Below are 24,954 nucleotides of genomic sequence, written 5' to 3'. Positions count from 1 at the left end.
TGAGGCGGATGAGGCTCAGCCATGGCGCGAGATGTCGGAGGAGCAAAAAGCGAAGTGGACAGCCTTCGCCTATGAGGTGAAAGGCTGGAAGCCCGAAGAAGAATAGCAACAGCCGGCCACCTCACGACTTGCCGGCGTAAGCGGCAGCCATCCGGCGTGACCACTCTAGCGGGTACGTCTGCACAGGAATAGGCCTGGGCAGGTGGCGGTTAAGGACTTCGGCGCGGCTTCCGCGTCGTTGGCGAAAGTGGTCACACCAGATCGCGCGGGGATTTCTTTAACCACCGGAACAGCGTGCTTGCCTCCATCTGGCAAGTGCTGAGAACACATTCAGCTCAGGGTTTTCGATGGTCAATTTAGTTATATTAAATACTTATTATTCATAAGTTCAAATCGACTGATTTGGAGCATGAAGCATGAATGCAATAACTAAGGAGACAAAGTGCAGCCCTCGAAAAAGCCTACTCGTCGCGTATTGGCAGTTGCCATCGCAGCAATCGCAACGATCACCAGCATTCAATCCGGCCCTGCGACAGCACAACCTGTCAACGCGCGCTTAAGCGCCTTGGTCGATGGCATGTACCCCTCGCTGGAAGCTATCTATAAAGATCTGCATGCCAACCCGGAACTCTCATTCCAAGAGACGCGCACAGCATCCAAACTGGCGGGGGAAATGCGTAGCATTGGTCTAGAGGTAACAGAAAAAGTCGGCCGCACTGGGGTTGTTGCGGTTTACAAAAATGGGCAAGGACCCACCGTTCTAGTTCGGGCAGACATGGATGCTCTCCCTATGGAGGAAAAAACCGGTCTACCCTATGCAAGTAAGGTCAAGGCCCAATGGAATGGCCGAGAAACTTATGTCGCTCACAGCTGCGGACATGACATACACGTAACCAACCTGATCGGGACAGCACGCACGCTAGTAGCCCTCAAGGATCAATGGAAGGGAACGGTGGTCTTTATTGGCCAACCTGCCGAGGAAGGAGGCGAAGGTGCTAAGGCCATGCTAGAAGATGGCCTTTTCACTCGATTTCCCAAGCCAGATGTCGCATTCGCCTTGCACGCTGACCCAATGCCTTACGGCGTCATCGGGTATCGCTCTGGCGCAGTCTCCTCCTCTTCTGACGGGCTAGATATTGCGTTTAAAGGGCGTGGTGGTCATGGATCTGCCCCACATAGAACAATCGATCCGATAACTATGGCTGCTCACTTCGTCACCGATGTGCAGACAGTTGTCAGCCGCGAAAAAGATCCGGCTGAATTCGGCGTCGTGACAATAGGCTCGATTCAGGCAGGCTCTGCAGGCAACATCATTCCTGACTCGGCGGTCCTGCGTGGCACCGTCCGTAGCTACAAGCCGGAAGTGCGTGAAAAAATGCTAGATGGAATACGCCGGACCGCCCAAGCTGCGGCCGCAATGTCCGGTGCACCAGAACCTTCAATTGAATTTAAAAAAGGTGGCTCGGCAATTATTAATGACGAAGCCGTTGTTCAACGTGCTGTTTCCGCAATCAAAGCGCAATTGACTACTGCCAAGGTGATTGAGGTTCCTCCGATCACAGCAAGCGAAGACTTTTCGGAATATGTAAATGCTGGCGTACCTTCAATGTTTTTCTTCGTGGGTGTAAGTGATCCAAAGGCAGTTGCCGATGCTTCACAACCCGGTGGCAAACCTGTGCCATTCAACCATTCGCCGTACTTCGCTCCGGTACCAGAGCCCACCTTGAAGCTGGGGGTCCAAGCAATGACAACTGCAGTCTTGAGCGTTATGAGCAAGTGACGGCTGTATAGGCCAAGAACCCAATTATCTGAACACCGTCCCGAGAATTTTCAGGACACCTTCTTTACCAAGCCCGCTTTATGCGGGCTTTTTTGTTTCCCATAGGGATCCTTTATGCATCTACACGCTGACCACCACCCCGTTGACGACGACCTCGTGCAGCGCCTGCGCGAAAAGGGAGGCCTGTGAAATGGTCGCACATTCCCGCCCTACTCCTGGCCGCAGTTCTGGCAGCCCTGCTGCTGCTCGCCCCAACTCTGGGACAAAACTTCTGATGGCTGTGCAGTGGGCGCTGACAGGCTTCGGCCTCTTCTGCCTGGTGGGCGCGGCCGTGGTGCTCATGGTCAGTACACCCGCTGCTTGGCCGTACTGAGGCTCGAATTACCCATCAAATTCAATAGCTACAAGCGCTTTCCTGATAAGCGTCTGGAGCACTTTTAATCATTTTTCAAGGAGTGCTCGATGAAGCTCATGTTTGAAGGCGCGGCAGTGGTCATCACCCTGGCCGTGCTGGTGCTGTGGCTCACCAGCCCAACCGCCCAGGCCGATGAACCCACGGCCCCCATCCCCACCCGCACTGCTCTACGCGATGCATTTGCCTGCCCCGGCATGCACGCTGAATGGCTGGACGACAAGACCGTGCAGTGCCTCAAAGAACAGCCTTGAACCCCATCACCCATGAGCCGCATCAAACTCTCCGAGCTGTCCGAGGACGAATTCAAGGCACACATCGCAAACGGCCAAACCATGAAGCTGGGCGAAATCAACGCCGCCCTGTCGCTGCTGCATATCGATGACGGCAATCTGGTGGATCTTGGCATCGAGCCTCGCAAGGCTCGCGGCGCCATTCACATCGATGCTGCTGACTTCCCGCTGCTGTGCAGCGCCCTGGTCCTGCACCTCCATGCGCTATCCGCACTCTGCAAGCACGAGCATGCCCGCGCCAAGCATTGACCCGCGCCCTCTCTCCCACTCACCTGCCCGCTGACAAGCGGGTTTCGCATTTCTGGAGCTCCCATGTTCAAGAGCATGATCATTTACCGCATTGCCGAAAGCTGGCAAGGCGACCTGCAGGCCTTGGAAGATGCCTTGCAAAAGACAGTGTTTTCCGAGTGCGGCGCCACGCAAGAGCGCTCTGCGGGCTGGGCGCCACCGCGCGGCGAGGCCCACGGTCTGCTGGCCGAGTCCGTGGCCGGCCAATGGGTGATGCGCTTCATGAGCGAATCCAAAATGCTGCCGGCCAGCGTGCTCAATCGCAAGGTGAACGAGAAGGCCGAGGCAATCGAGAAGCGCGACGGCCGCAAGCCCGGCAAGAAAGAGCGCCGCGAGATCAAGGACGAGGCCAAGCTGGATCTGCTGCCCATGGCCTTCACCAAACAAGGCAGCATGTGGGTGTGGATCGACCCGCAGGCCCGTACCCTGGTGCTCGGTACCAGCGCCCAGGGGCGCGCCGATGAGGTTGTCACGCTGCTGGTAGAAGGTCTGACCGGTTTCAGCCTAGCCCTGCTGGACACGCAGACCAGCCCACAGGCGGCCATGGCGCAATGGTTGATCACCCAGGAGCTGCCTGCCGGCTTCACCGCCGACCGCGAAACCGAACTGAAGGCCCCCGACGAATCCAAGGCCACGGTCCGCTATGCCCGCCATCCTCTGGACATTGACCAAGTGCGCGAGCACATAGAGCACGGAAAGCTGCCCACCAAGCTGGCCATGACCTGGGACGACCGGGTCAGCTTTGTGCTGACCGAAGGCCTGCAGCTCAAGAGCATCACGCTGCTGGATGGGGTGATGGGCGGTGCCAGCCAGGACGATGCCGGCTTTGATACCGATGTGGCCATTGCCACCGGCGAGCTGTCACGCCTGATTCCAGATCTGATCGAAGCCCTGGGCGGCGAAGGCCGCACGGGCCTGGGCGATGGTTTGCCCGCCTCACTGGCCACCAGCGCCACCGGCCCCAAGGCCGCGCCACTCGACACCGCTCCGGACGAGCAACCGTTTTAAGGCCATCACAACATCTACCAAGCCCGCCATGCGCGGGCATTTCATTTGGAGGCTCACATGGGTCTGACTTTCGTGAATCACCATGGCAATGCCATTTCTCCCGCTCGCATGGCGGCTATGCGTGCCGAAGCCCTGGAACAAGAACGCCAAAAGCGCGTAGCCGCCAAAGCTGATCCCGTCTCCACCCATAAAGGCTGGCGCGTCACAGGCATCAAGCCCGGAGCGCTACCTGAGGCCAGGGAGGCGCATGAGCGGCTGCAGGTCATGGCCCGCAAAGCAGGCGGCAAACCGGTCGAAGACTTTGACAAGGTGGCATGGCTGCGCAAAGCAAAGCGCTCGGCAGTGCGCAGCAAGCCCTACAGCCTGCAGGACGCCGCTCAGCAATGCAAGGAGCTGGCGATCAAAGCAGGCTGGATCGAAGTCCAGATCCAAGAGATCAAGAAGGTGGTTGCTTGAGCCCCTAGCTTTGCCTGCGGACATCGAATAATGAACCATGAGCAGCAAACCCAAGTGCCCAGCGTGCGGGTCATCGACCAAGGTGCAAGAGACCCGCGCCGGGGACGGAAACCCCATCTACTACCACCGCGTGCGCAAGTGCCAATCCCAGGCATGCGGCGGTCTTTTCACCACCGTCGAGGTATATGCGCCCGATCAGTCGATCCCGAAGGCGCTGCGAAAACCCGACCGGTAGCACTCACCAACCTCATTCAAGCCCGCCACTGAGCGAGCTTTTTGCTTTCTGGAGCCCTATGCAACACATCGTCTGCTATTCAGGCGGCCACAGCTCTGCCCTGGTGGCACTTGATGTGGCCCATCGCTACGGCACCAAGAACCTAGTGCTGCTGAACCACGACATGCATTTCAGCGTGGAGCATGCCGACATAAAGCGGTTCAAGCGTGACGTGGCCGATCACCTGGGCGTGCCGCTGACGTTCGCCAGCCGGCGCAATGCCACACAAGATCAGTTCGACGTGTGCGTAGAGTCCGGTGCCTTCAAGGTAAACAACGGGCAGGAGCTGTGCACCGCGCGGCTCAAGACCGAGCCATTCATGGAGTGGCTGGCCGCGAACGCATCGCAGGACGACAGCACCATCTATTACGGCTTCGATGGCAACGAGCAAGACCGCATCCAGCGCCGCGCCGGGATCATGGGCGCTCAGGGCTGGAAGACGGACTACCCGCTGATCTGGCTGGAGCGCAAGCACGACAGTACCGAAGCCCTTGGTATCCCGCGCCCCTGTACCTATAGCGTCTTCAAGCACGGCAATTGCATTGGCTGCCTCAAGGCAGGCTGGCAGCACTGGTACATCGTTTACTGCACTCGCCCGGACATCTGGCTAAAAGCTAAGTGGGCAGAGGACGAGATAGGCCATGCCATTCACTGGGATGACGGCCAGCCCATGTACCTGGAAGACATGGAGCCGAAATTCGCGGCCATGAAGGCTGCTGGCATTCCAGCTACTGAGCACATCCCGCATCAGCGGTTCTGGGCCCAGGCAAACAAGATCGTTCGAATCAATCTAGTACAGCAGGCCTTGCCATGTGAGTGCATTCTTTAAAACAGTGCACCGCGTAGGCTGTACTCTCAAGGTGAACAACGGCAAACGACAAAAAAACGCAACACCTTTAAACTAGATTTTTCATCTCTACATTTACAAAGTGTTCCCTATCCATCAAAGAAAAGGCCCTACACCCATTGGCATGAACTTCGGGGACTTCCATAAGTACTTCCTACAGGTATGCCAGAAGCACCAACGAGAGGGCAAGGCGAAAGGCTTTGCATTCATCTTCTATGCCGGCGGTGGAGTAGTCGATGCAATCGTCAATGAGCAAGATGGATATGAAGAGTTGAATACGCTGTCTGGTAAAGATGCAACAGTGTTCTATCTAAGCAATCCTAGAGTCAGCGGCGACCAATTCAATGAATTCAACCGAGTCTTCATTCACGCACTTGGCATAGAGAATGAAATTGAAGCACCCTGCATGGTTTTTTTTCAGGTCACAGGGGAATCCATCACCGATATAGATTATGAATCTATCGATGAGAGCCTCCCATATCACCTAGCCCTTGACCAGATCAGGAGGAAGTTCACAGAGGTGATCTCATATTGGAGATCACAAGGTGATTTTTCTGGTTTAAAAGGGTTTCCGCTTCTCGGCTTTATCGCAAACCTAAGAGGAGGATTTTCAATTTGATCTTCCCTAGAAGCTAATCCATTTCCACATCACGAGCCCGCCATTGAGCGGGCTTTTTTGCTTTCTGGAGCCCTATGACCACCACTCAACCTGCAAAGCGCTGCGGCAGCTGCGGTGCACCAGTACCACCCAGCTTTCAAGAAGGCCAGAGTCAAGCACTGCCCTGCGGCCACTGACCACCAACACCCCAGCCCGCCGCCGCGGGCTTTTCTCATTCTGGGAGCCACCTATATGAACTCGACGCCCCGCGTCCTAGATCCCTGCTGCGGTAGCCGAATGATGTGGTTCGACCGTCAGAACCCCGATGCCGTCTATGGAGACAAGCGCGCCGAGAGCCACGTTCTCTGCGATGGCCGCCAGCTTCACATCCAACCCGACAGCCTGATGGACTTTCGTGCTCTCCCGTTCGCTGATGGCAGCTTTCATCTCGTTGTGTTCGACCCACCTCACCTAAAGCATGCAGGCCCTAAAAGCTGGCTACGTGCGAAGTACGGAGTGCTGGGCGAGCACTGGCGTGAGGACCTGCGCCAAGGCTTTGCAGAGTGCTTTCGCGTCCTGGCCAGCAACGGGACATTGATCTTCAAGTGGGCAGAAGACCAGGTCAAGGTACGGGAAGTGCTTGAGCTGGCGCCATACCCCCCTCTGTTTGGGCATCCGACAGGACGCAAGGGCCTGACGCATTGGATGGTCTTTATGAAACCGAATCAGGAGTGAGCAGCATGAAGCAACCTATCAAGATGACCCCTGGCGATGAACTGCACCTGACAGCACTCATGGCACCGTTCAGCCTGAACCTGGTCACCGGCCAGGACAGGCAGCACCTGCTGGGCTACGGCCGCGCCGCGTTTGAGGCCGGTCAGGCGGGCCAGTGCCTGCACCAGATTCAGGAGCCAGCCGCAGCAGAACAAGCCGCATGGCATGCAGGCCTGGACGAAGGCCGAGCACAGGCAGCGCCCGCAGCCGTGGCCGTGCCTGAAGACTGGATGGAGCATTTGGGCTTTGAGCTTGATGCTGAGGCCGATGGCATATGGCAGGTGATTGAAGACACAGGCGAGCGACGCGAAGCAACGTTGACAGAGCGTGTTCTGTGGAAGGAGCTGATTTCAATCCGCGCCGCGCTCGCCGCCACTCCGGCAGCAGCCGCGCCAGTGGTTCTGCCTGAGCCAGACCGGATCGCTGCAAACCTGATGCGGTTCGTGGGACTAGACAAAGACACTGCGCGCAAATGCCAAGAAGTTGTGCGCTGCGCCCTGCTGGCCGGAGTATCTGCACCGGCAGCGCAGGCGATCAATCTACTGGCCGCCGACCACAGCGGCATGAAGGTGGACTATCGCGGCCTGTTCTCTCAGGTTCAACGCGCTATCAAACGATCAGACCCAGGCTATGCGGAAATGCTGCGACAGCTTGAAGGTCATTTGCAGGAGCTGGGACAGCGCTGGTATGCAGGAGATACCAATGTCGTGGACGAAATTCTGCAGCTGTATTGCATTGAGCGCGATGCGCGAAAGACTGTTCGCCATCATGCAGCCGCAGCACCCCAGGCGCAGGCAGACGCGCGGGATCCGGAAATCACATGGCCCAAGGCGCGCGATGTTGGCCGTATCGGAGACATGAGCCAAGTCGCCCACATTCGCGTTGGCTTTGACTCTGACAACGATGTGCTTGTGTCCGTCTGGGACGAGAAAGGCGGCGGCAGCATCGAATTCTGCAATCCGGGCGGTGGTGGCGGCGGTCAATCGAGCCGCACTCGCATGGCCCTGATCGCGCTCATGGTGGCCATGGAAGCCGACAACGCCGAGAAGCCTTCGCGCGACTGGTGGGCACAACGCGCCGCTATCGCGGCAGCAAAGGGGGAAGGTCAATGAGCAAAGCAAATTTCACACGCGGCCCTTGGCAATTCAGGAGTGAGAGCGGCTATTGCTCCCAGATAGATAGTGCGGATGGCTCCGTTATCTGCTGCTTTGATGAAGACCCAAAGCCAGAAGATGCCTGCTTGATGGAGTCCGCACCAGACTTGTTTGCGGCGCTGGAAGAAAGCCAGGCCCTGCTGGCGGCAATGCTGCATGAGCGTCGGCCAAGGCACGAGATTGAGGCCCAAATGCATCAGAACCGATCCGCCATCAATAAAGCACAGCGCGCCGCCCAGGCAGCGCAAGGGGGTGAGTGATGGGCGAGACATTCCTATTTATCAGCCTCGGCGCAATTGCTCTGGCGGCTGCTTACTGTATCGGACGAGTTGATGGCTACTGGAAGCGCGCTGAAGAAGAAAGGCGCGACCAAGCGCAGAAAGTCCAACCATGATCCCACTCCCCTTCCAAGCCTACGTGTACGGCTACCTGTGGTGGTCGGCCTGCTGGGCCTGCATGAATATCGAAACTAGGAGGTGAAATGAAAAAACTCATCGCGGCCTGCGCCGTATTCATGACCATGGGTGTTCAAGCCCATTTCATCGACGGCAATCAGTTGCTGGCCAATATCGAAAGCCAGCGCCAGCACCGTGGACCTTGAAGAAGACAAGGCCTACCTGCTCCACCACTTCAACTGCCTTACCTGCTGCGCTGCCGGTCTATCCGGCGGCAAGCAAGCGCGCTGCGCCGATGGGCAGCAGTTGTGGGGAACATACAACCGGGCCGTGCGCCCGCATCAAGAGCAACGGCCCCAGCAGGGGCCTTTTTAATGGAGAGCACCATGGAAGCAGTTGGTGAATTCCTTCGGCCTCAAGAAATAAAGCGCATGGCGTCTGCCTGCACGATTGATGAACAGGAAGCCTTCCTCAAGAAGGAAGGGATACCCCACAAACGGATCGGCAAGCGTATTCTTGTTTCTCGCGCCCAGGTTCGCGAATGGCTGACCGGGGTAATTTTCACCCCATCGCGCGGCATCAATCTAGGAGCTGTCAGATGACTGGAGCCTATCCACGACTGCGCACCAGGACGCGCCGCCGGAAAAGCGGCAAGGTCGTGGTGTATTACTTCTATGACGCATCCGCAGAGGGGAATGGAGAGATTCCGCTCGGGACTGACTTTGATAAGGCCATCGCCCAATGGAAAGAGATTGGTGAACGAGGCACTTACAGCGCCCGCGTTACTGGCACCATCGAGGAGGCTTTCGCGCGCTGGGAAGCAGAGGTTTTGCCAGGCTACACAAGCGCAGAGACGAAAAAGGGATACGCCAAAAATCTGCGCATGATGCGGCCCGTTTTTGGTGAGGCGACCTGGGACCAGGTGGGGCTGCCTGTAATCAAGGGCTATCTAGCAAAGCGCACGGCCAAGACTCAGGGTAACCGGGAAATGGCTCTCCTCTCAGTGATCTGGAACTGGGCGCGCGGCGAGGGGCTGACATCGCAGCCATGGCCGGCGGCCGGCATGGAACGCAGCAAGTGGAAAAATAAGGAGAAGGCCCGGAAAATCAAGGTCCGAGACGATGTTTATGAGGCCATCTATGCAGAAGCTGGCCAGCACATCAAGGACTGCATGGATCTTGGCTCGGCCACGGGCATGCGCCTTACGGACTGCATTTCCGTCCTTATGCCTCGGGGCAACCTCCTTACCCTTGAGGCCAGTAAGACAGGGAAAGAGGCCGAGTGGGATCTCAACCTGTCGGCCGTGCTGCCCGATCTGGTGCGGCGGCGCAAAGCCCTTGGCGCTGATCACCTAATGCTGCTTTCGACGGCAGAGGGCAACCCAGTAACCCCCCAGGCGCTGCGCTATGGGTGGGACAAGGCTCGAACCATTGCGGCCGAAAAAGCCACGGCGCGCGGTGAGGATGAACTGGCTGCGTCAATCAAACTGCTCTATCTGCGCGACATGCGCAAGCGAGCGGCACAGAAGGCCGGCAGCCTGGAGGAGGCGTCCAAGCTCCTGCAGCACAGCGATGAGCGCCTGACTGAACGCCATTACGGCGGCGTGCGACGGCTGAAACCAGTGGGTTAAAAGCGTTCCGGTTTTGCCGTCTTTGCCTATGAGAACATGCGATAAAAAACCCGGAACACATTGACCGCTAGGGCGCATGAATCCTCAATTTCTCACGGGACTCAAAATCCCCCGCCGCAAGGCGTGCCGGTTCGATTCCGGCCCCGGGCACCACATACCAAAAGCCGTTAAGTTCCAAAGACTTAACGGCTTTTTCTTTGCCCGAATGGATACCTGCATATCAGCTGCCCGGTGTCACTCAAACAGCCATGCAGGCGCAATAGACAGCTTTGTCATGCCCTTATGTCGCTTTGACCATGAGCACTCATTAGCGCTTGATCGGCTCATTCATATACACAGCATCTTCTGTTTTCAGTCACCTAAATAGCTTCCCAATCTGAAGCAATGAGCGAAGGTGAACCGCCTGAGGATTTATCCAGACCGGGTCCGGATCGTTGCCCAACGTGTTGAGCGGCAAGAGCAGCTTTGCTGCTTGCTTACTCGGCAGCCTCGGATTGGCGACGCAAGCCATTCACCGCCAGGGCAGCAAAGAAAATCGACCCATATCGCTGTCAGCAGCGCTTGAAAATGCCTGCACCTGCTTTTAGGCTGTCAAGCAGGCCGATCCATGCACTGCAGCCCATACGCCAATATCACGCGCCAGGATTTTTGGCTCTGCAATCTGGGCTACAATCTGCCTCCCCCAAGGGTTGGGCCATGGCACGTTGAAAAGTGCTGCGCCAAGCGTGGCTATGCCACCGCCCTGACAGCCAACAAACGTGATCCCACTTTTTTGGCCCATTCTTAGAGCCGAGTGCCTGGGGAGGCACTCCAAGAGTGCTCGTCTTTGAGCTGCCATTCGTGCAACTGATCCATGTGTCAGCCCTGAAATCGGGCCAACGCAGGATGTCTGCCATCCAGACAATCGTCGCCTTGCACACAATCTGTGCATAACTTTGGCTTTCTTGCTTATTTCCAGTAAATGGATGGCCGGCTTGGCGCATTCTTGATTTCCTGCTATCGGCTTTGAGACAGAGATGCAACTTTCTCCTGCAACCCTGGTCTCCCCGCATTTTCAGCAGTAGTTTCCCTCTCACGGCTTGCCTGACCAGGGTTTGGCTGGTACCCCAAACCCGTCTTATCTGGCCACGATCCGAAACACGGTTGCAACCGCGAGAAGACATGAAAAAAGCGCCGTATGCTGCGGCGCTTTTTTCCACAATCACTGTGGATAATCCTGTTAACACCCTGTGAAATCTCAGCCACAGAACCCGCCAAGCCCTTGCATTCAATAGCTCAAAGGTTCATTGCCTCTAAATAAGGCAGCTTTCGATCCAAGGGTAAATACCGACGCCTTAGAAGGTGCGGCGGATGACGGCACGACCCGCGTCAGTGATGTGCCAATGCCTTTCCGCATCCTGCGAAACCAGCCCGCGCTCCAGCAAGCGTTTTGACAGATACTCCTTGGCGGCAGACCAGAGCGAGACATCCTCGCCCATCTCCAGTTTCTTGAGCGTTTCCAATTCATCCACCGTGGGTTCGTAGATCGGTGCGCGATAGAGTGCGGTTTCCATGACGATTTCTCCTAAGCTTGCATCATTGGCTTCGGTACGATGTCCGGCGCAGCCCTGCGCCCTCATCTGCGGCCCAAGATAGACCTGCTTGAACGTCAATGCAATAGCTGCATGCCGGCTTTACCTGCCGGCAACATTGCGCTCCACCCCCACCTTCACCTCTTCGCCCGCCCATGCTCTACGCCGTTGCCACTTTGTTCGCCTTCCAGCTGCTGGGCGAATTGCTTGTCCGCGTCAGCGGACTGCCTTTGCCTGGCGCCTTGATCGGCACGCTGCTGCTGTTGCTAGGCCTGCTGTTCTACCGGCGGCTGCCGCCGTCACTGGAGGCCGTGGCCCAGGTTCTGCTGCAGAACATGATGCTGCTGTTCATTCCCGTCATCGCCGGCGTGATGTTGGAGTTTGATCATTTGCGCCGCGAGTGGCTACCCTTTGTACTGGCCTGCGTGGCCGGAGCCGCCATCACCTTTGCCGCGACCGCACTGACCTTTCGCTTTCTGCTGCAGCGCCAGCGTTCTGCGCAGGCCGATAGCGAGGCAAACACTACGGAGGCCTCATGAGCCACGACTGGCTGGAACGCCTGAACACCGCCTGGGCAGGCCTGGCACATTCCCCCCTGCCCTGGCTGGTACTGACCATGCTGGTCTACCTCTGCGCCATGGCCATCTACAAGAAAAGCGGCAACCGCCCCTTGCTGATTCCGGTGTTTACCGGCGTGGTGGTCATCGTCGCCATCTTGCTGGTGACGGGAACGCCGTACGACACCTACCGCAGCGGCGTCTCCCTGCTGGGTCTGCTGATCGGCCCGGCCACCGTGGCCTTGGCCATTCCGCTATATGCGCAGCGCGAGCGCATCAAGCAGCTCTGGCTGCCGATCAGCGTCGCTCTGCTGGTGGGCTGCATGGTGGCCTTGCTCAGCGCCCTGGGCATAGCCTGGGCTTTTGGCGGCTCCGAAGCCACCTTGATTGCCGTGGCTCCCAAATCCGCCACCATACCGATTGCCCTGCCCATGGCCGAGCGCTTCGGCGGTCAGCCCTCGCTGGCGGCCGTGGCCGTGGCCATTACCGGCATTTCGGGCACCATGATGGCACCGCTGCTGATTCGGCTGCTGCGCATCCAGGACCCTGCGGTGCAGGGCTTTGCGCTGGGCTTGACCGCCCACGCCATAGGCACGGCCCGCGCACTGCAGATCAACCCCACCATGGGCGCCTTCTCGGCCCTGGCCATGGGCTTGAACGGCGTCGCAACGGCGGTGTTGATGCCGCTGGTGCTGGCTCTCACCCCCTGGATTTGATATTAAAACGGTAGCTGCAAGCGCTTGATAGATAAGCGCTTTAGCTCTTTTTAGCTTGATTTCTTGCGTCTATAGGCCCAGACGGCCAGCAAAATCAAGCCCATGCCCAGCCATTGAGCAGAAGCCGGATGCACGCCAAACCAGAGCAAATCCACCAGCAGCGCCACCACGGGGTAGATGAATGACAGGCCGGCAATGGCCTGCGCACTCAGGCGCTGAAAGGCGGCATACATCAGCGTGTACATCCAGGCCGTGTGAACCATGCCCAGCACCAGCACCGCCGCCCAGGCCTTGGGCACAAACTGCGCGGCGTCCCACAACTCCCAGGCAGGCTGAGCCAGCGCCAGCACGCCCACCAGCATTTGCAGCATGGCAATCTGCGCCGGAGCCAGGCGACGCAGGCGCTGCGTTGCCAGCGTGGCCACCGCATACAGGCTGGCGGCCACCAGGGCCAAAGCCACACCTTGCCAGGATGCAACCTCCGCGCCCGATGCCTGCAGGCCGCTGCTGAGCACCACGCCCACCAGCGCCAGCAGCAGCCAGGGCAGCTTGCGCAGCGGCAGCGCCTCTTGCCCCAGTGCCGCAGCCAGCAACAGCAAGATAAAAGGCTGCATGTGATAGACCACGGTAGCCACCGCAATCGAGCTGTAGCGATAGGCCGAGAACAGACACAGCCAGTTGAGCACCAGCGCCAGCCCGCCCACCAGCAGCCACAACACCTCGGCACGCTGCAGCGACTGCCATTGGCGCGAATACAGCACCCAGGCCGCCAGCCCCAGCCCTCCCAAAACGCAGCGCAGCCAGACCACGACCAGCACCGGCAGACCGCTTTCCAGCACCAGCAAGCCTATGGTGCCCGAGAGCACCATAGCCAGCACCATGCGCCAGCTGCCGCCGCCCGAGGCGGCCTGAGGCCCATGGTCTGCAGCCATCGGTTTGCCATGGACCGGCACGGCAGAAGTAGAAGTTGGATATGTCATGGGCGCTATGGTTGACCATATCGATCAGAGCATCAATACATCGCCAATCCACGTACTATTGCGTTGAATTCAACAATTACCCTTGGCCACACCATGCACATTGAGCCCCTGCTGGTTTCCGAGATGCTGGTTTTTGCCAAGGTGGTGGAGCTGCGCAGCTTTGCGGCAGCGGCGCGCCAACTCAATCTGACCACCTCGGCCGTGAGCCGCAGCGTCGGGCGGCTGGAAGCACACTGGGGAGTGCGCCTGCTGCACCGCACCACCCGTTCGCTATCGCTGACAGAGCTGGGCGCAGAAGTCTATGCCGGCTGCAGCCAGCTGGCCGCCACGGCTCGCGACGTCCATGCCACGGCAGGCCACTACAGCGACACGCCGCGCGGCACGGTACGCCTGACGGCCCCTACCGTGTTTGGCGAAATCTGGCTGACCGCCCAGCTACCCGCCCTGCGCCGACGCTGGCCCGAGGTACAGCTGCATATCGCCCTCAGCGATCAACCCGAAGACCTGATTGCGCAAGGCCTGGATCTGGCCATACGCATCGCGCGGCCCGAGCAGTTGCCGCCGCATATGGTGGCCCGGGCCTTGCTACCGGTGCGCTATATCGCGGTGGCCACGCCGCTGTATCTGCATGGCCTGGGCGGCGCCCTGACCCACCCGGCTCAGTTACCCGAACGGGGAGCGCAATGCATCGCTCTGGGCTACGGCGCCTTCCAGAACCAACTGCAATGGCAGCCGCGCGATGGCGTTGGCGGCCCTCTCATCACCACCAGCTTGCCCGCACCACTGACGGTGGCCAGCAGCCTGGGCATTACCACGCTGGCGCTGCAGCACCAGGGCATAGGTCTGGTTGCGGACTTCTGCGCTCATCAACTGCTGGAACAAGGTCAGCTGGTGCAGCTGCTGCCCGATTGGGAGCTGACCGGCGGCTACGCGCCGCGCACGGCTTATGCGCTATACATGCCGTCACGCCACGTGCCGCTCAAGGTCAGAGCGCTGATCGATCACTTGGTGGAAGCCGGAAAGTGAAGCCTTGCCAAGTTCTCCCCATTCAGGCACTACAAGCTTGTGGACAAGCACCACAAGCCACAAGGATAAGCAGCCTAAGTCACTGTCGGCATTGCATGTTTTCGATAGCGCTTATTTTTTAGGCAATCACAGCTATCTGACCATCATCCACGCCAAACTTCGCATTTCATAGCGGCTTGCGCAATGCCAGCGGGGGCTTTGCCGCGGTCTGATCGAGTTTTCCCCACAGCAGCACCACAAGCTTGTGGACAAGGACAGTCCAGCACCTGAATAACAGGCCTAAGTCCTTGTCTTGCAAAGAAAAAGCAATGACTGATTAATTTTTAATCAAACATGGCTTGGCAACGTCGCTCCATCCGGCTTACTTGAGCGCGCCCTGCCACTCGTCGAGCCGGTAGGCGCTGTCCCAGAACAGCCATTCCAGCCGCGCCGCATCGCGGTAGGCCGCATGCATGGCGGCACGCGTGGCCTCAGTGGCTTCATCGGCCAACCTGTCCACGGTGCCGCAGACCCCGCGCACGGCGGCATGGAATTCCTCGCTGGCATAGGTATCGACCCAGGCCTGATAAGGATTGTCGGATGCTGAACGTGCATGAATATCGCGCCCCACCTCGGCATAAATCCAAAAGCAGGGCAGCAGCGCCGCCACGGCCACGGGATAAGGCGCGCTCCAAGCCGTGGCCAGCAGAAATTGGGTGTAGTGGTGGCAGGCCGGAGTCAGCGGCGTGGCCGCAAACTGCTCGGACGTCACACCAAAATCGCGCATAAAGCCGCCATGCAGACTGCGCTCCACCACCACGGCCTCGTTGGCGGCATTGGCAAACTGCACCACACCTTCGGCGTTGTCGGACTTGGCCGCCGTCACCGCCAGCGCCCGGCCATAGGCCACCAGGTAATGCGCATCCTGGATCATGTAATGGCGAAAGCGCTCCTGGCTCAGCGTGCCTGCGGCCAGTTCCTGGTTAAAGGGCAAGTCCAAGGTGCTTTGAAACAGCGCTTCATTGGCTTGCCACAGGCTTTGACTAAACAACATAAACACCTTCTCTGAACCTCCTTCTCAGGGAGGCATAGTTTTCCAATGATCGAGATTCTCAACAGGGCCACACGTCAATCCAGCACATGCATTGGGCTTGGCGTTTGTCATGTGGGCAGGCAGCCATGCCGCTTGACTGGTCCGCTGCCGCCGTCAATACCGGCTCACTGCTCCAGCAGCTTGCTGTTTTGGCAACCCGAGCTTTTGCACTCGCGCACGCGGCTTTGCAAGAAATCCACGCGGGCGATGGTGGTCTCGGTGGCGCAGCGCAGGTTCACATAAAAGCCGGTGTCGTCCTTTCTGGAGCACTGGCTGTTGCGCTGTTTCATCCAGGCCAGTTGGCCTTGCTTGAGCGCAGACTTGCCCGAAGCATCGAGCTTGGAGGCCAGCTCCGAATAACGTTGGTTCAGCTCCTTGTCGGCTTCCGAGTACACCTTGTTAAGGCAGTACAGGCCGTCAAAGTCATTGACCGGCTTGTCACAATTGGAGTTGGCAAATACAGCCAACGGCGCAATCAATGTCAGGGCAGCAAAAATCCTCTTCATCCGGTGTACTCCTTGGTTTGGGCTTTCATGAAGGCATGGGCCCAACCCAGTTTGCCTCAACTTGCAGGCCCATCCACAGCATTCACCTTCAACCCAAACCGAGCAAGCGCCCTACTCAGGCACGCACTTCTTTGGCCTTGCTCTGCAACCACTGGCTAAAGACCCTGAGTGCCGGGGCTTGCTGAGAATCCGCCGCCAGCTCGGGCGTCACCAGGTAATAGGCCCGATTGCCGCGCAACGCCTGGGGGCAGGCAATGATGAGGTCGCCGCGGGCAATTTCCTGCTCGATCAGCATGGGCGGTATCAGCGCCACACCCAGTCCCTGGGCTGCGGCCACGGCCAGCATGGAGAAAAGCTCCAGCCGCATGCCGTCCAGCGCCCGGGGAGCATCCACCCCCATGGCATCAAACCACTGGCACCAGCCCTGAGGACGGGTGCTTTGCTGCAGCAGCGGCAGTTTGGCAATCACCTCCGGCCCCACAGGCAGCCAGGCACGGCCCGGGTCGCGCTGCTGGGCGGTGGCCAGCAACTCCGGGCTGCACACGGGCAGCACCTCTTCACCCATCAACCACTGCGCCTGCACGCCGGGCCAGCGGGACACCTGCTCGGGCGTGCCGGCAAAAAGCGCGGCATCGAAAACGGTATCGGCAAACAGAAACGGGCGGGTCTGCACATCGATGTGCACGGTGATGTCCGGGTGCTCCCTGGCCAGCTGCGGCAGGCGCGGCAGCAGCCAGCGCGTGGCAAACGTGGGAACGGCCGCCAGGTTGATGGGGCCGCCCTCGCCCTGGTGACTCATCAGATCCAGCGTGTCGCGCTCCAGCCCTTGCAACCAGCGGCCTACCTGCCTGGCGTAGTGGACGCCGGCCTCGGTCAGCAGCACGCCATGGCGCGTGCGCTTGAACAAGGCCACGCCCACAAACTCCTCCAGCGCAATGATCTGACGGGAAACCGCACTTTGCGTCAGCGACAGCTCCTGCGCCGCCTTGGTATAGCTGACATGGCGGGCGGCCGATTCAAAACAGGCCAGAGCCTGGGTGGAGGGAAGTACTCTTCGCATATCTCTTATGCCTACATCGCATCAATAAATGCAAAAACAGCGGGAAAACCCTTGTTTCACGTTTTATACATGCAATTAAATCATTAATAGATGATTAATCATCGTTTGCCCGCTCCTGTTTTTGAAACCTAAGATGCACTCAAGCAGTCAGGCGTGGGCCTGCAACTCAACACTTTGCATTCAGGAGATGAACATGGCACACGGCTACCAATGGGACGATTGCTTCCAACTCGACCAGCAGCTGACCGAAGACGAGCGCATGATCCGCGACGCAGCACGCGATTACTGCCAAGACAAGCTCAAGCCCCGCGTGCAGTCCATGTTCCGCAACGAGTCGGTGGATCTGTCCATCTTCCGTGAGATGGGCGAACTGGGTTTGCTGGGCCCGACCATCCCCACCCAGTACGGCGGCGCCGGCCTGAACTATGTGAGCTACGGCCTGGTGGCGCGCGAAATCGAGCGCGTGGACTCCGGCTACCGCTCCATGGCTTCCGTGCAATCTTCGCTGGTGATGGTGCCCATCAATGAATTCGGCACCGAAGAGCAGAAGATGAAGTACCTGCCCAAGCTCGCCTCGGGCGAGTTCATCGGCTGCTTCGGCCTGACTGAACCCGACCACGGTTCCGACCCCGGCTCCATGGCCACCCGCGCCTACAAGGTGGACGGTGGCTACCGCCTCAAGGGCAACAAGATGTGGATCACCAACAGCCCCGTGGCGGATGTATTCGTGGTCTGGGCCAAGGAAGTGGCCGAAGACGGCACGGTAGGCCAGATCCGCGGCTTCATTCTGGACAAGGGCATGAAGGGCCTGTCCGCTCCCGCCATCCACGGCAAGGTGGGTCTGCGCGCCTCCATCACCGGTGAGATCGTGATGGAAGACGTGTTCTGCCCCGAAGACAACGCCTTCCCCGATGTGCGCGGCTTGAAGGGCCCGTTCACCTGCCTGAACAGCGCTCGCTACGGCATCGCCTGGGGCGCCCTGGGTGCGGCCGAAGACTGCTGGCACACCGCCCGCCAGTACACACTGGACCGCAAGCAGTTCGGCCGCCCTCTGGCCGCCAACCAGCTGATCCAGAAGAAGCTGGCCGACATGCAAACCGAAATTACGCTGGGCCTGCAAGCCGCCCTGCGCGTGGGCCGCATGAAGGACGAGCACCAGAACGTGATCGAGATCACCTCGCTGGTCAAGCGCAACAACTGCGGCAAGTCGCTGGACATTGCCCGCATGGCGCGCGACATGCTGGGCGGCAACGGCATCAGCGACGAGTTCGGCGTGGCCCGCCATCTGGTGAACCTCGAAGTGGTCAACACCTATGAAGGCACGCACGATGTGCACGCCCTGATCCTGGGCCGCGCCCAGACCGGCATCGCAGCGTTTGCGAACTGATAGCTCCCCCTGAGCGGCTTACGCCTGGGCGGCCCCGCCGCTTCCCCCCTCTCTCTTTGGGAGGGGGACGGCAGCTGCGCCGCGAGGCGGCTCTTGCTTGCTGCCCCTTTTTATCCAGGGCGATGGAGAAGAGTGCTATCTCCCTATTAATTTGTTAGCTGGTACCGCTTGATTTGCATGGCTTTTGAATAGGTTCTACATCAAAACCCATACAAATGCAGCGCAAGCAGCTTCTGATTTCATAGTTCCCGATCTACCCAACTGCCCGACATGAATGCATCCACCTCCACTCCCATCGGCGCACTGACAGGCATCAAGGTGCTGGATCTGTCGCGCGTGCTGGCCGGTCCCTGGGCCACACAGATGCTGGCAGACCTGGGTGCCGATGTGATCAAGGTCGAGCGCCCGGTGGCGGGCGACGACACGCGCCACTGGGGCCCTCCCTTCCTCAAGGACGAGGCGGGCAACGACACGCGCGAAGCCAGCTACTTTACGGCCTGCAACCGCAACAAGCGCTCGATCACCGTAGACATGGCCCATCCCGAAGGCCAGGCCCTGCTGCGCCAGATGGCCCAGGAGGCCGACGTGGTGGTGGAAAACTTCAAGGTAGGAGGCCTGGCCCATTACGGCCTGGACTACGAAAGCCTCAAGGCGCTGAACCCGCGCCTGATTTATTGCTCCATCACCGGCTTCGGCCAGGACGGCCCTTATGCCGAGCGCGCCGGCTACGACCTGATGGTGCAAGCCATGTGCGGACTGATGAGCATCACAGGTCAGGCCGATGGCGAGCCCGGCGGCGGCCCGCTCAAAGTGGGCGTGGCGGTGATCGATGTGTTCACGGGCCTGTATGCCAGCAATGCCATTCTGGCGGCACTCAATGCCCGCCACCACAGCGGCCAGGGCCAATACATCGACATGGCGCTGCTGGACGTGGGCATGGCCGTGCTGGCCAATCAGGCCGCAGGCTTTCTGGCCACAGACAAGCCGCCACAGCGCGCCGGCAATATTCACCCCAGCCTGGCCCCGTATCAAGACTTTCCCACCCGTGGCGGCAATGTGCTGCTGGCCATTGGCAATGACGGCCAGTTTGCCCGCTTTTGCGCCGCCATCGGCCAGGAAGACTGGGCGCAGGATGCGCGCTTTGCCACCAATACCGCCCGCGTACACCACCGCGCCGAGTTGCTGGAGCGCATGCAACCGGTGATGCTGACCCGCAGCACGCCCGAATGGATTGCGCTGCTGGAAGACAAGGCCGTGCCCTGCGGCCCCATCAACACGGTGGCGCAAGCCTTTGACGATCCGCAAGTCAAGGCCCGCGGCATTCAGCTGCAATTGCAGCGCAGCGCAGCCGACGGCATTCATCAGGTTGCCACGGTGGCCAGCCCCATGCGCCTGTCCGCCACTCCCGTCACTTATCGTAGCGCGCCACCCACTCTGGGCCAGCATACCGATGAGATACTGCGCGAGTTTGGCCTGGGCACCGACGCGATTGCACAGCTTCATCACCAGGGAGTCGTCTGAAAGACGTCCCCTGAACAACAGAGGGCATCAGCCCCATTCATCACATGCAGCCTCCACGAGAGGCTGGCATGTCACACGCCAACCAAGGAGACACACTATGTTCAAGTTCACAGCCACCGTGCTGGCCGCACTGGCTATTTGCGGCACGGCACAAGCCCAGAACCAATACCCCAACAAACCGATTCGCCTGCTGGTGCCCTTTGCCGCCGGCGGCACCACCGATCTGATTGCCCGCGTGATTGCCGAGCCGCTGAGCCGCGAGCTGGGCCAGTCCGTGGTGGTGGAAAACAAGGGCGGCGGCGGCGGCAGCATTGGCGCTGCTGAAACTGCACGCGCCAAGCCCGATGGCTACAACCTGGGCATTGCCACCGTGTCCACCACGGCCACCAATCCGGCCATCAACCCCAAGATCCCGTACAACGTGGCCACCGACTTCACGCCCATCGTGAACATCGCCGCCACGCCCAATATCATTGCCGCCAACCCCAAGTTTGCCGGCAAGGATTACAAGAGCTTCCTGGCCGAGATCAAGAGCAATCCCGGCAAGTACTCCTACGCCTCGCCAGGCCAGGGCTCCATCACCCATCTGATGATGGAAATGTTCAAGCTCGAGACCAAGACCGAGATGACCCACGTGCCCTACCGTGGATCGGGCCCGGCGCTCAATGACGCGGTTGCCGGTCAGGTGCCGCTGATTTTTGACAACTTTCCTTCCACCCTGCCCTTCGTCAAGGAAAAGCGCCTGACGGCCCTCGTCGTCGCAGCGCCTCAGCGCCTGGCCGTGCTGCCTGATGTGCCCACCTTCAAGGAAATGGGCTTGCCGCAAGTGAACCGCATGGCGTACTACGGCATCGTCGGTCCCAAGAATCTGCCCAAGGAAGTGGTGGACAAGATCAACGCTGCCGTGCGCAAGGCCGTGCAAGACCCTGCGGTGAAAAAGCGCATCGAGGAAAGCGGCTCCATCATCATGGCCGACACCCCCGAAGCCTTTGCCAAGCAAATGGCCGAAGAGCTGGCGGTCTACAAGAACGTGGTGCAAAAGCAGAACCTGAAGATGGACGAGTAAGCTCAGTCGCAGCCATGAAAAAACCTCGCCGGTGCAGCCCGCATTGCGGGGGTATCGCGAAAAAAGAGCCACGGATCTGTGGCTCTTTTTTATGCGCTCAAGCAAGGCACAAACCCGGACTGCACCCACAGGGTGCAGTCCGGGTTTTATCCGCCCATCGCCCGATTGCGTGCGTCGCGCTGTGCCGGCGTTTCGTTGAGCAGCTCCTGGATCACTTCCTGGCGGGTTTTGCCTGGACCTTGGGTTGCAGGAGGAGACCAGGGGTAGTTGATTTCGCCATATGACAAACGACCTTCGCGCATGGCAGCTTCAGTCTCCGCATTGACCTGGGCGCGGGTTTTCTGACTGATGAAGTGCTCGGGGTGAACGATGACGCCTTGCTCGGTCGTGGTCGGATGTTCGTAGGCCGCAGAAGCCATGCCAGGTAGACCCAGAGCCACCACAGCGGCAGCGTTGGCAAGCAGCAAGGAAATGGACAGATGACGTTGGGACATGGTGTGACCTCCTGATAGAAGTGGATGAAATCCAACTCTCTCTTGCCTTGGCAATTGGATGAGCAGATGACTTCATCGTAGAAAGCCAAACCCAACAGGATCAGGACGGCACAGTGATATTCCTGTCAGCTTGCGCCACCTTGGCAAGCGATAGCCACAACGATGAAAAAAGTCAGAATCCACCCATACCGGGCTCAAGCTAGCAAAAGAATAAGAGCAGCCAATCCTGTGGCTCAGGATTGGCTGCTCTGGGTGAAATCACACCGACCGTGTCGGCGACGCTTTACTTGCTGCTGACCTGGATGCTGCCTTTCATACCCGCTTCGTAGTGACCGGGAACCAGGCAGGCAAAATTCACAACGCCTTCCTTGCTGAACTGCCAGACGACTTCGCCCTGCTTGCCGGGCTGCAAGCTGAGCTTGCCAGGCTCCTCATGCACCATGCCGGGAGACATCAGCATCTGGGCCTTATGCTGCTGCAGATCCTTGTCTACACCCAGCACCAGCTCGTGCGGGACCTGGCCCGTGTTCTTGATGACAAAGCGCACGGTCTCACCGCGCTTAACTTCTATGTACGCCGGCGTGAAGCGCATGTTGTCCGTCATCTCGATGTGGATGCTGCGGCCGACCTGGGCCGCAACCCCGGGCTGGCCGATGGCAGCGCCAATGGCGACCTCAACGCCAGCCTCATGCCCGTCCGCATGATCGCCATGTGCCAGCGCGGCACCGGATGCGATGAGGGCCACCGAAACGAGAAGACCTTGAATCGTGAATTGCGCGAACTTCATAAATGCTCTCCTTGAAATGACCAGCTTTTGATCTCGTGATGTGCGCATTTTTGAGTCCGCGCCCTTTCATCCGGATGTCCTGAAAATTACATTCCTCTTATCTACGCGCCGCAGCTGCGCATCTTTGGCACACTCATCTCCAGACATCGAATGGAGGGCACATGAAAATTCTGATCATTGAAGATGAAGCGAAGACTGGCGAGTACTTGAAGCAAGGCCTGAGCGAGGCGGGCTACATCTGTGACCTTGTGCCCAACGGCACCGACGGCTTGCACATGGCTTCACATGGTCAGTACGACCTGCTGATCCTGGATGTGATGCTGCCTGGCCTCAACGGCTGGCAAGTTCTGCAGTCGCTGCGCAAGCAAGGACTTGAAATGCCTGTGCTGTTTCTGAGCGCGCGCGACCAGGTGGAAGACCGGGTCAAAGGGCTGGAGCTGGGGGCCGATGACTACTTGGTCAAACCATTCTCCTTTGCCGAGCTGTTGGCCAGGGTGCGCATCATTTTGAAAAGAGGTCAGCCCGGCAGCGAAAGCACCATGCTCAAGGTGGCCGATCTGGAGCTGGACCTGCTGCGACGCCGAGTCTCTCGCAAGGGCAAGCGTGTTGATCTGACAGCCAAGGAATTTGGCCTGCTGGAACTGCTGATGCGCCGCCATGGCGAGGTGCTGCCGCGTTCCCTGATCGCATCCCAGGTGTGGGACATGAATTTCGACAGCGATACCAATGTGATTGAAGTTGCAATGCGTCGCTTGCGCGCCAAGATCGACGACGGCCAGCCCGTCAAGCTGCTTCAAACCGTACGCGGCATGGGCTATGTGCTGGATCTGCCGGAGGAAGAGTAAGTGCACTCACCTTCATCCATAGGCAAGCTCTCTCTGACTCGGCGCTTGACCCTTTTCTTTACCTTGGCGGCAACTGCGGCAGTGCTCGGCCTGGGAGGGTTGTTTCTTGTCGAGATCAAGCGGCATTTTGTCGAGCTGGATCGCATGGCCTTGCAGGACAAGCAAAAGCTGATACAGAGAATTCTGAGCAATGCCACTTCGACAAACGATGCGCGTGAACGTCTGAGCGACGCCTTGGGCGATCACCATGATCTGCATGTGCTGGTGAAGAACGCACACGGCGAGACGGTCTTCCAGTCCTTCGTGTCCGATCAGCAGCCACCGCACTCGGAGCCGCAACACAACGCCGGCCATGAGTCCTTGGGAGCAGGCCTGCAGAACAACGCCGGCTTTCAGACACTGAGCTTTGAAGCCTCTACCGCCTACAGTCCATCGTCAATGCAGGTCATGGTCGCCGCCGATGTCAAACACCATGTCCAATTTCTGGACGGGCTTCGCAACAGCTTGCTGGCCTATGCAGCGGCGGCCGTCATCGTCTGCGCCCTGCTATCGTGGTTTGCCGCCCGCCAGGGACTGGCTCCACTGCGGGAGATGAAATCACGCGCGGCAGTGGTCACCAGTCAACAGCTGACGGAGCGCATGCCGGTAGAGGCCATGCCCGTGGAAATGCACGATCTGGCGCAGGAACTTAATCGCATGCTGGATAGATTGCAGAACGATTTCCAGCGCTTGACGGATTTTTCATCCGACTTGGCACATGAGCTGCGCACGCCGATCAGCAATCTGCTGACGCAGACGCAAGTGGCACTGAGCAGCAAACGCGATGCCTCGACCTACAGAGACATTCTGGCCTCCAATGCCGAGGAGTTTCAGCGCCTGGCACGCATGGTGTCCGATATGCTGTTTCTGGCCAAAACCGAGCATGGGGTAAGCCTGCCACACAAGGAAAAATTCTCCGTACGCCAGGAAGCTTTGGCATTGCTGGAGTTTTATGAGGCCGTGGCCGAAGAAAAGAATATTCAGCTCGCTCTGGAAGGCGATAGCAGCATTGCCGGTGACCGCCTGATGTTTCGCCGTGCGGTGAGCAATCTCTTGTCCAACGCCTTGCGCTACACACCCGATGCGGGCCGGGTCACGGTCCGCATCTCCAAGGTTGCGTCCTCCATCCTGGTTTCGGTGGAAAACACGGGGCAGGACATTGACCCGCAGGCCCTGCCCCGCTTGTTCGACCGTTTCTACAGAGCCGACCCTTCCAGAGCGCACCCTGCCGCCGAAGGCAGCGGCTTGGGCCTGGCCATTACCCGTGCCATCGTTGAAGCCCACGGAGGCCGGATCAGCGCCACCTCAGCCAATGGACAAACTCGCTTTGCCATGAGCTTTCCTCTTGGCGAAGCCAAGTCCTGAGGCACCTCTCCCAGACCTCGTCAATATTTCGCATCAAGTCCAACCTCAAGCTC

28 protein-coding genes are annotated in these 24,954 nt (G+C 59.1%); 20 read left to right on the top strand and 8 right to left on the bottom strand.

Going from position 1 to position 24,954, the window contains the following annotated elements; translation table 11 throughout:
* The first annotated feature begins 442 nt into the window (after nt 1–442).
* The 10 genes from ACNAZA_RS16450 (at nt 443) to ACNAZA_RS16410 (ending at nt 7,842) form a co-directional block, all read left to right on the top strand.
* Complete coding sequence (locus tag ACNAZA_RS16450) at nt 443–1,780, top strand: amidohydrolase (protein WP_415797622.1); 1,338 nt, start codon at nt 443–445, stop codon at nt 1,778–1,780.
* Nucleotides 1,781–2,242: 462 nt separating this feature from the next.
* Nucleotides 2,243–2,446: a hypothetical protein gene (locus ACNAZA_RS16445; RefSeq protein ID WP_415797621.1), complete on the top strand. Its 204-nt coding sequence runs from the start codon at nt 2,243–2,245 to the stop codon at nt 2,444–2,446.
* Between the two features lie 12 nt (nt 2,447–2,458).
* Nucleotides 2,459–2,734, top strand: a complete 276-nt coding sequence (locus ACNAZA_RS16440) for a hypothetical protein (RefSeq protein WP_415797620.1) — start codon at nt 2,459–2,461, stop codon at nt 2,732–2,734.
* 63 nt (nt 2,735–2,797) lie between these two features.
* Nucleotides 2,798–3,781 carry a recombination-associated protein RdgC gene (locus tag ACNAZA_RS16435; RefSeq protein WP_415797619.1) on the top strand — a complete coding sequence of 328 codons (984 nt, stop codon included), beginning with the start codon at nt 2,798–2,800 and terminating at the stop codon, nt 3,779–3,781.
* A gap of 57 nt (nt 3,782–3,838) precedes the next feature.
* The gene (locus ACNAZA_RS16430) at nt 3,839–4,237 is read left to right on the top strand and encodes a hypothetical protein (protein WP_415797618.1); all 399 of its coding nucleotides are present in this window, start codon (nt 3,839–3,841) and stop codon (nt 4,235–4,237) included.
* A 37-nt stretch (nt 4,238–4,274) separates the two neighbouring features.
* Nucleotides 4,275–4,472, top strand: a complete 198-nt coding sequence (locus ACNAZA_RS22395) for an NrdR family transcriptional regulator (RefSeq protein ID WP_462936558.1) — start codon at nt 4,275–4,277, stop codon at nt 4,470–4,472.
* Nucleotides 4,473–4,530: 58 nt separating this feature from the next.
* Nucleotides 4,531–5,340, top strand: coding sequence for a hypothetical protein (locus ACNAZA_RS16425; RefSeq protein ID WP_415797617.1), 810 nt, complete (start codon nt 4,531–4,533; stop codon nt 5,338–5,340).
* A gap of 142 nt (nt 5,341–5,482) precedes the next feature.
* A complete protein-coding gene (locus tag ACNAZA_RS16420) occupies nt 5,483–5,977 on the top strand; it encodes a hypothetical protein (protein WP_415797616.1) in 495 nt (164 codons plus the stop codon).
* 279 nt (nt 5,978–6,256) lie between these two features.
* Nucleotides 6,257–6,691 carry a class I SAM-dependent methyltransferase gene (locus ACNAZA_RS16415; protein ID WP_415797625.1) on the top strand — a complete coding sequence of 145 codons (435 nt, stop codon included), beginning with the start codon at nt 6,257–6,259 and terminating at the stop codon, nt 6,689–6,691.
* 5 nt (nt 6,692–6,696) lie between these two features.
* A complete protein-coding gene (locus tag ACNAZA_RS16410) occupies nt 6,697–7,842 on the top strand; it encodes a hypothetical protein (protein ID WP_415797615.1) in 1,146 nt (381 codons plus the stop codon).
* Here ACNAZA_RS16410 and ACNAZA_RS16405 read toward each other — a convergent pair.
* Complete coding sequence (locus tag ACNAZA_RS16405) at nt 7,836–8,156, bottom strand: hypothetical protein (protein ID WP_415797614.1); 321 nt, start codon at nt 8,154–8,156, stop codon at nt 7,836–7,838. The genes ACNAZA_RS16410 and ACNAZA_RS16405 overlap by 7 nt on opposite strands.
* A gap of 509 nt (nt 8,157–8,665) precedes the next feature.
* Between ACNAZA_RS16405 and ACNAZA_RS16400 the strand changes: the two genes are divergently transcribed.
* The gene (locus tag ACNAZA_RS16400) at nt 8,666–8,881 is read left to right on the top strand and encodes a hypothetical protein (protein ID WP_415797613.1); all 216 of its coding nucleotides are present in this window, start codon (nt 8,666–8,668) and stop codon (nt 8,879–8,881) included.
* A complete protein-coding gene (locus ACNAZA_RS16395) occupies nt 8,878–9,909 on the top strand; it encodes an integrase (protein WP_415797612.1) in 1,032 nt (343 codons plus the stop codon). The genes ACNAZA_RS16400 and ACNAZA_RS16395 overlap by 4 nt, the downstream gene beginning before the upstream one ends.
* A 1,334-nt stretch (nt 9,910–11,243) precedes the next feature.
* On the opposite strand, the gene ACNAZA_RS16390 is transcribed toward ACNAZA_RS16395, so the two are convergent.
* Entirely contained in the window at nt 11,244–11,462 is a 219-nt protein-coding gene (locus ACNAZA_RS16390; protein WP_415797611.1) for a hypothetical protein, read from the bottom strand.
* A 173-nt stretch (nt 11,463–11,635) separates the two neighbouring features.
* On the opposite strand from ACNAZA_RS16390, the gene ACNAZA_RS16385 reads away from it, so the two are divergent.
* Both ACNAZA_RS16385 and ACNAZA_RS16380 read left to right on the top strand, forming a co-directional pair.
* Nucleotides 11,636–12,019, top strand: coding sequence for a CidA/LrgA family protein (locus ACNAZA_RS16385; protein WP_415797610.1), 384 nt, complete (start codon nt 11,636–11,638; stop codon nt 12,017–12,019).
* Complete coding sequence (locus tag ACNAZA_RS16380; RefSeq protein ID WP_415797609.1) at nt 12,016–12,753, top strand: LrgB family protein; 738 nt, start codon at nt 12,016–12,018, stop codon at nt 12,751–12,753. The genes ACNAZA_RS16385 and ACNAZA_RS16380 overlap by 4 nt, the downstream gene beginning before the upstream one ends.
* 50 nt (nt 12,754–12,803) lie before the next feature.
* On the opposite strand, the gene ACNAZA_RS16375 is transcribed toward ACNAZA_RS16380, so the two are convergent.
* A complete protein-coding gene (locus ACNAZA_RS16375; protein ID WP_415797607.1) occupies nt 12,804–13,685 on the bottom strand; it encodes a DMT family transporter in 882 nt (293 codons plus the stop codon).
* A gap of 141 nt (nt 13,686–13,826) precedes the next feature.
* Between ACNAZA_RS16375 and ACNAZA_RS16370 the strand changes: the two genes are divergently transcribed.
* Complete coding sequence (locus tag ACNAZA_RS16370; protein WP_415797606.1) at nt 13,827–14,759, top strand: LysR family transcriptional regulator; 933 nt, start codon at nt 13,827–13,829, stop codon at nt 14,757–14,759.
* A 361-nt stretch (nt 14,760–15,120) separates the two neighbouring features.
* Here the strand turns inward: ACNAZA_RS16370 and tenA are convergent, their stop codons facing one another.
* The 3 genes from tenA to ACNAZA_RS16355 form a co-directional block, all read right to left on the bottom strand.
* Complete coding sequence (tenA, locus tag ACNAZA_RS16365; protein ID WP_415797605.1) at nt 15,121–15,792, bottom strand: thiaminase II; 672 nt, start codon at nt 15,790–15,792, stop codon at nt 15,121–15,123.
* Nucleotides 15,793–15,956: 164 nt separating this feature from the next.
* On the bottom strand, nt 15,957–16,337 hold the full coding sequence (locus ACNAZA_RS16360; protein ID WP_415797604.1) for a lysozyme inhibitor LprI family protein: 381 nt from the start codon (nt 16,335–16,337) through the stop codon (nt 15,957–15,959).
* Nucleotides 16,338–16,452: 115 nt separating this feature from the next.
* A complete protein-coding gene (locus tag ACNAZA_RS16355; protein WP_415797603.1) occupies nt 16,453–17,397 on the bottom strand; it encodes a LysR family transcriptional regulator in 945 nt (314 codons plus the stop codon).
* A 193-nt stretch (nt 17,398–17,590) separates the two neighbouring features.
* Between ACNAZA_RS16355 and ACNAZA_RS16350 the strand changes: the two genes are divergently transcribed.
* From ACNAZA_RS16350 to ACNAZA_RS16340, 3 genes are all read left to right on the top strand, one after another.
* Entirely contained in the window at nt 17,591–18,784 is a 1,194-nt protein-coding gene (locus ACNAZA_RS16350) for an acyl-CoA dehydrogenase (protein ID WP_415797602.1), read from the top strand.
* Nucleotides 18,785–19,054: 270 nt separating this feature from the next.
* On the top strand, nt 19,055–20,305 hold the full coding sequence (locus tag ACNAZA_RS16345) for a CaiB/BaiF CoA transferase family protein (RefSeq protein ID WP_415797601.1): 1,251 nt from the start codon (nt 19,055–19,057) through the stop codon (nt 20,303–20,305).
* 97 nt (nt 20,306–20,402) lie between these two features.
* Nucleotides 20,403–21,371: a tripartite tricarboxylate transporter substrate binding protein BugE gene (locus tag ACNAZA_RS16340; RefSeq protein WP_415797600.1), complete on the top strand. Its 969-nt coding sequence runs from the start codon at nt 20,403–20,405 to the stop codon at nt 21,369–21,371.
* Between the two features lie 146 nt (nt 21,372–21,517).
* Here the strand turns inward: ACNAZA_RS16340 and ACNAZA_RS16335 are convergent, their stop codons facing one another.
* Together ACNAZA_RS16335 and ACNAZA_RS16330 are read right to left on the bottom strand one after the other, a co-directional pair.
* Nucleotides 21,518–21,865 carry a DUF4148 domain-containing protein gene (locus ACNAZA_RS16335; RefSeq protein ID WP_415797599.1) on the bottom strand — a complete coding sequence of 116 codons (348 nt, stop codon included), beginning with the start codon at nt 21,863–21,865 and terminating at the stop codon, nt 21,518–21,520.
* A gap of 283 nt (nt 21,866–22,148) precedes the next feature.
* Nucleotides 22,149–22,652, bottom strand: a complete 504-nt coding sequence (locus ACNAZA_RS16330; protein WP_415797598.1) for a cupredoxin domain-containing protein — start codon at nt 22,650–22,652, stop codon at nt 22,149–22,151.
* Between the two features lie 161 nt (nt 22,653–22,813).
* Here ACNAZA_RS16330 and ACNAZA_RS16325 point away from each other — a divergent pair, with 161 nt between their 5' ends.
* Nucleotides 22,814–23,497, top strand: coding sequence for a heavy metal response regulator transcription factor (locus ACNAZA_RS16325; RefSeq protein WP_415797597.1), 684 nt, complete (start codon nt 22,814–22,816; stop codon nt 23,495–23,497).
* Complete coding sequence (locus ACNAZA_RS16320; RefSeq protein ID WP_415797596.1) at nt 23,498–24,901, top strand: heavy metal sensor histidine kinase; 1,404 nt, start codon at nt 23,498–23,500, stop codon at nt 24,899–24,901.
* Nucleotides 24,902–24,954 lie beyond the last annotated feature (53 nt).

The organism is Comamonas aquatilis (genome assembly GCF_965139575.1).
In the GTDB taxonomy this organism is placed as follows: Bacteria; Pseudomonadota; Gammaproteobacteria; order Burkholderiales; family Burkholderiaceae_C; genus Comamonas; species Comamonas aquatilis.
Note: the sequence above shows the minus strand (reverse complement) of the source record. Positions and strands in the feature narration are given on the sequence as shown.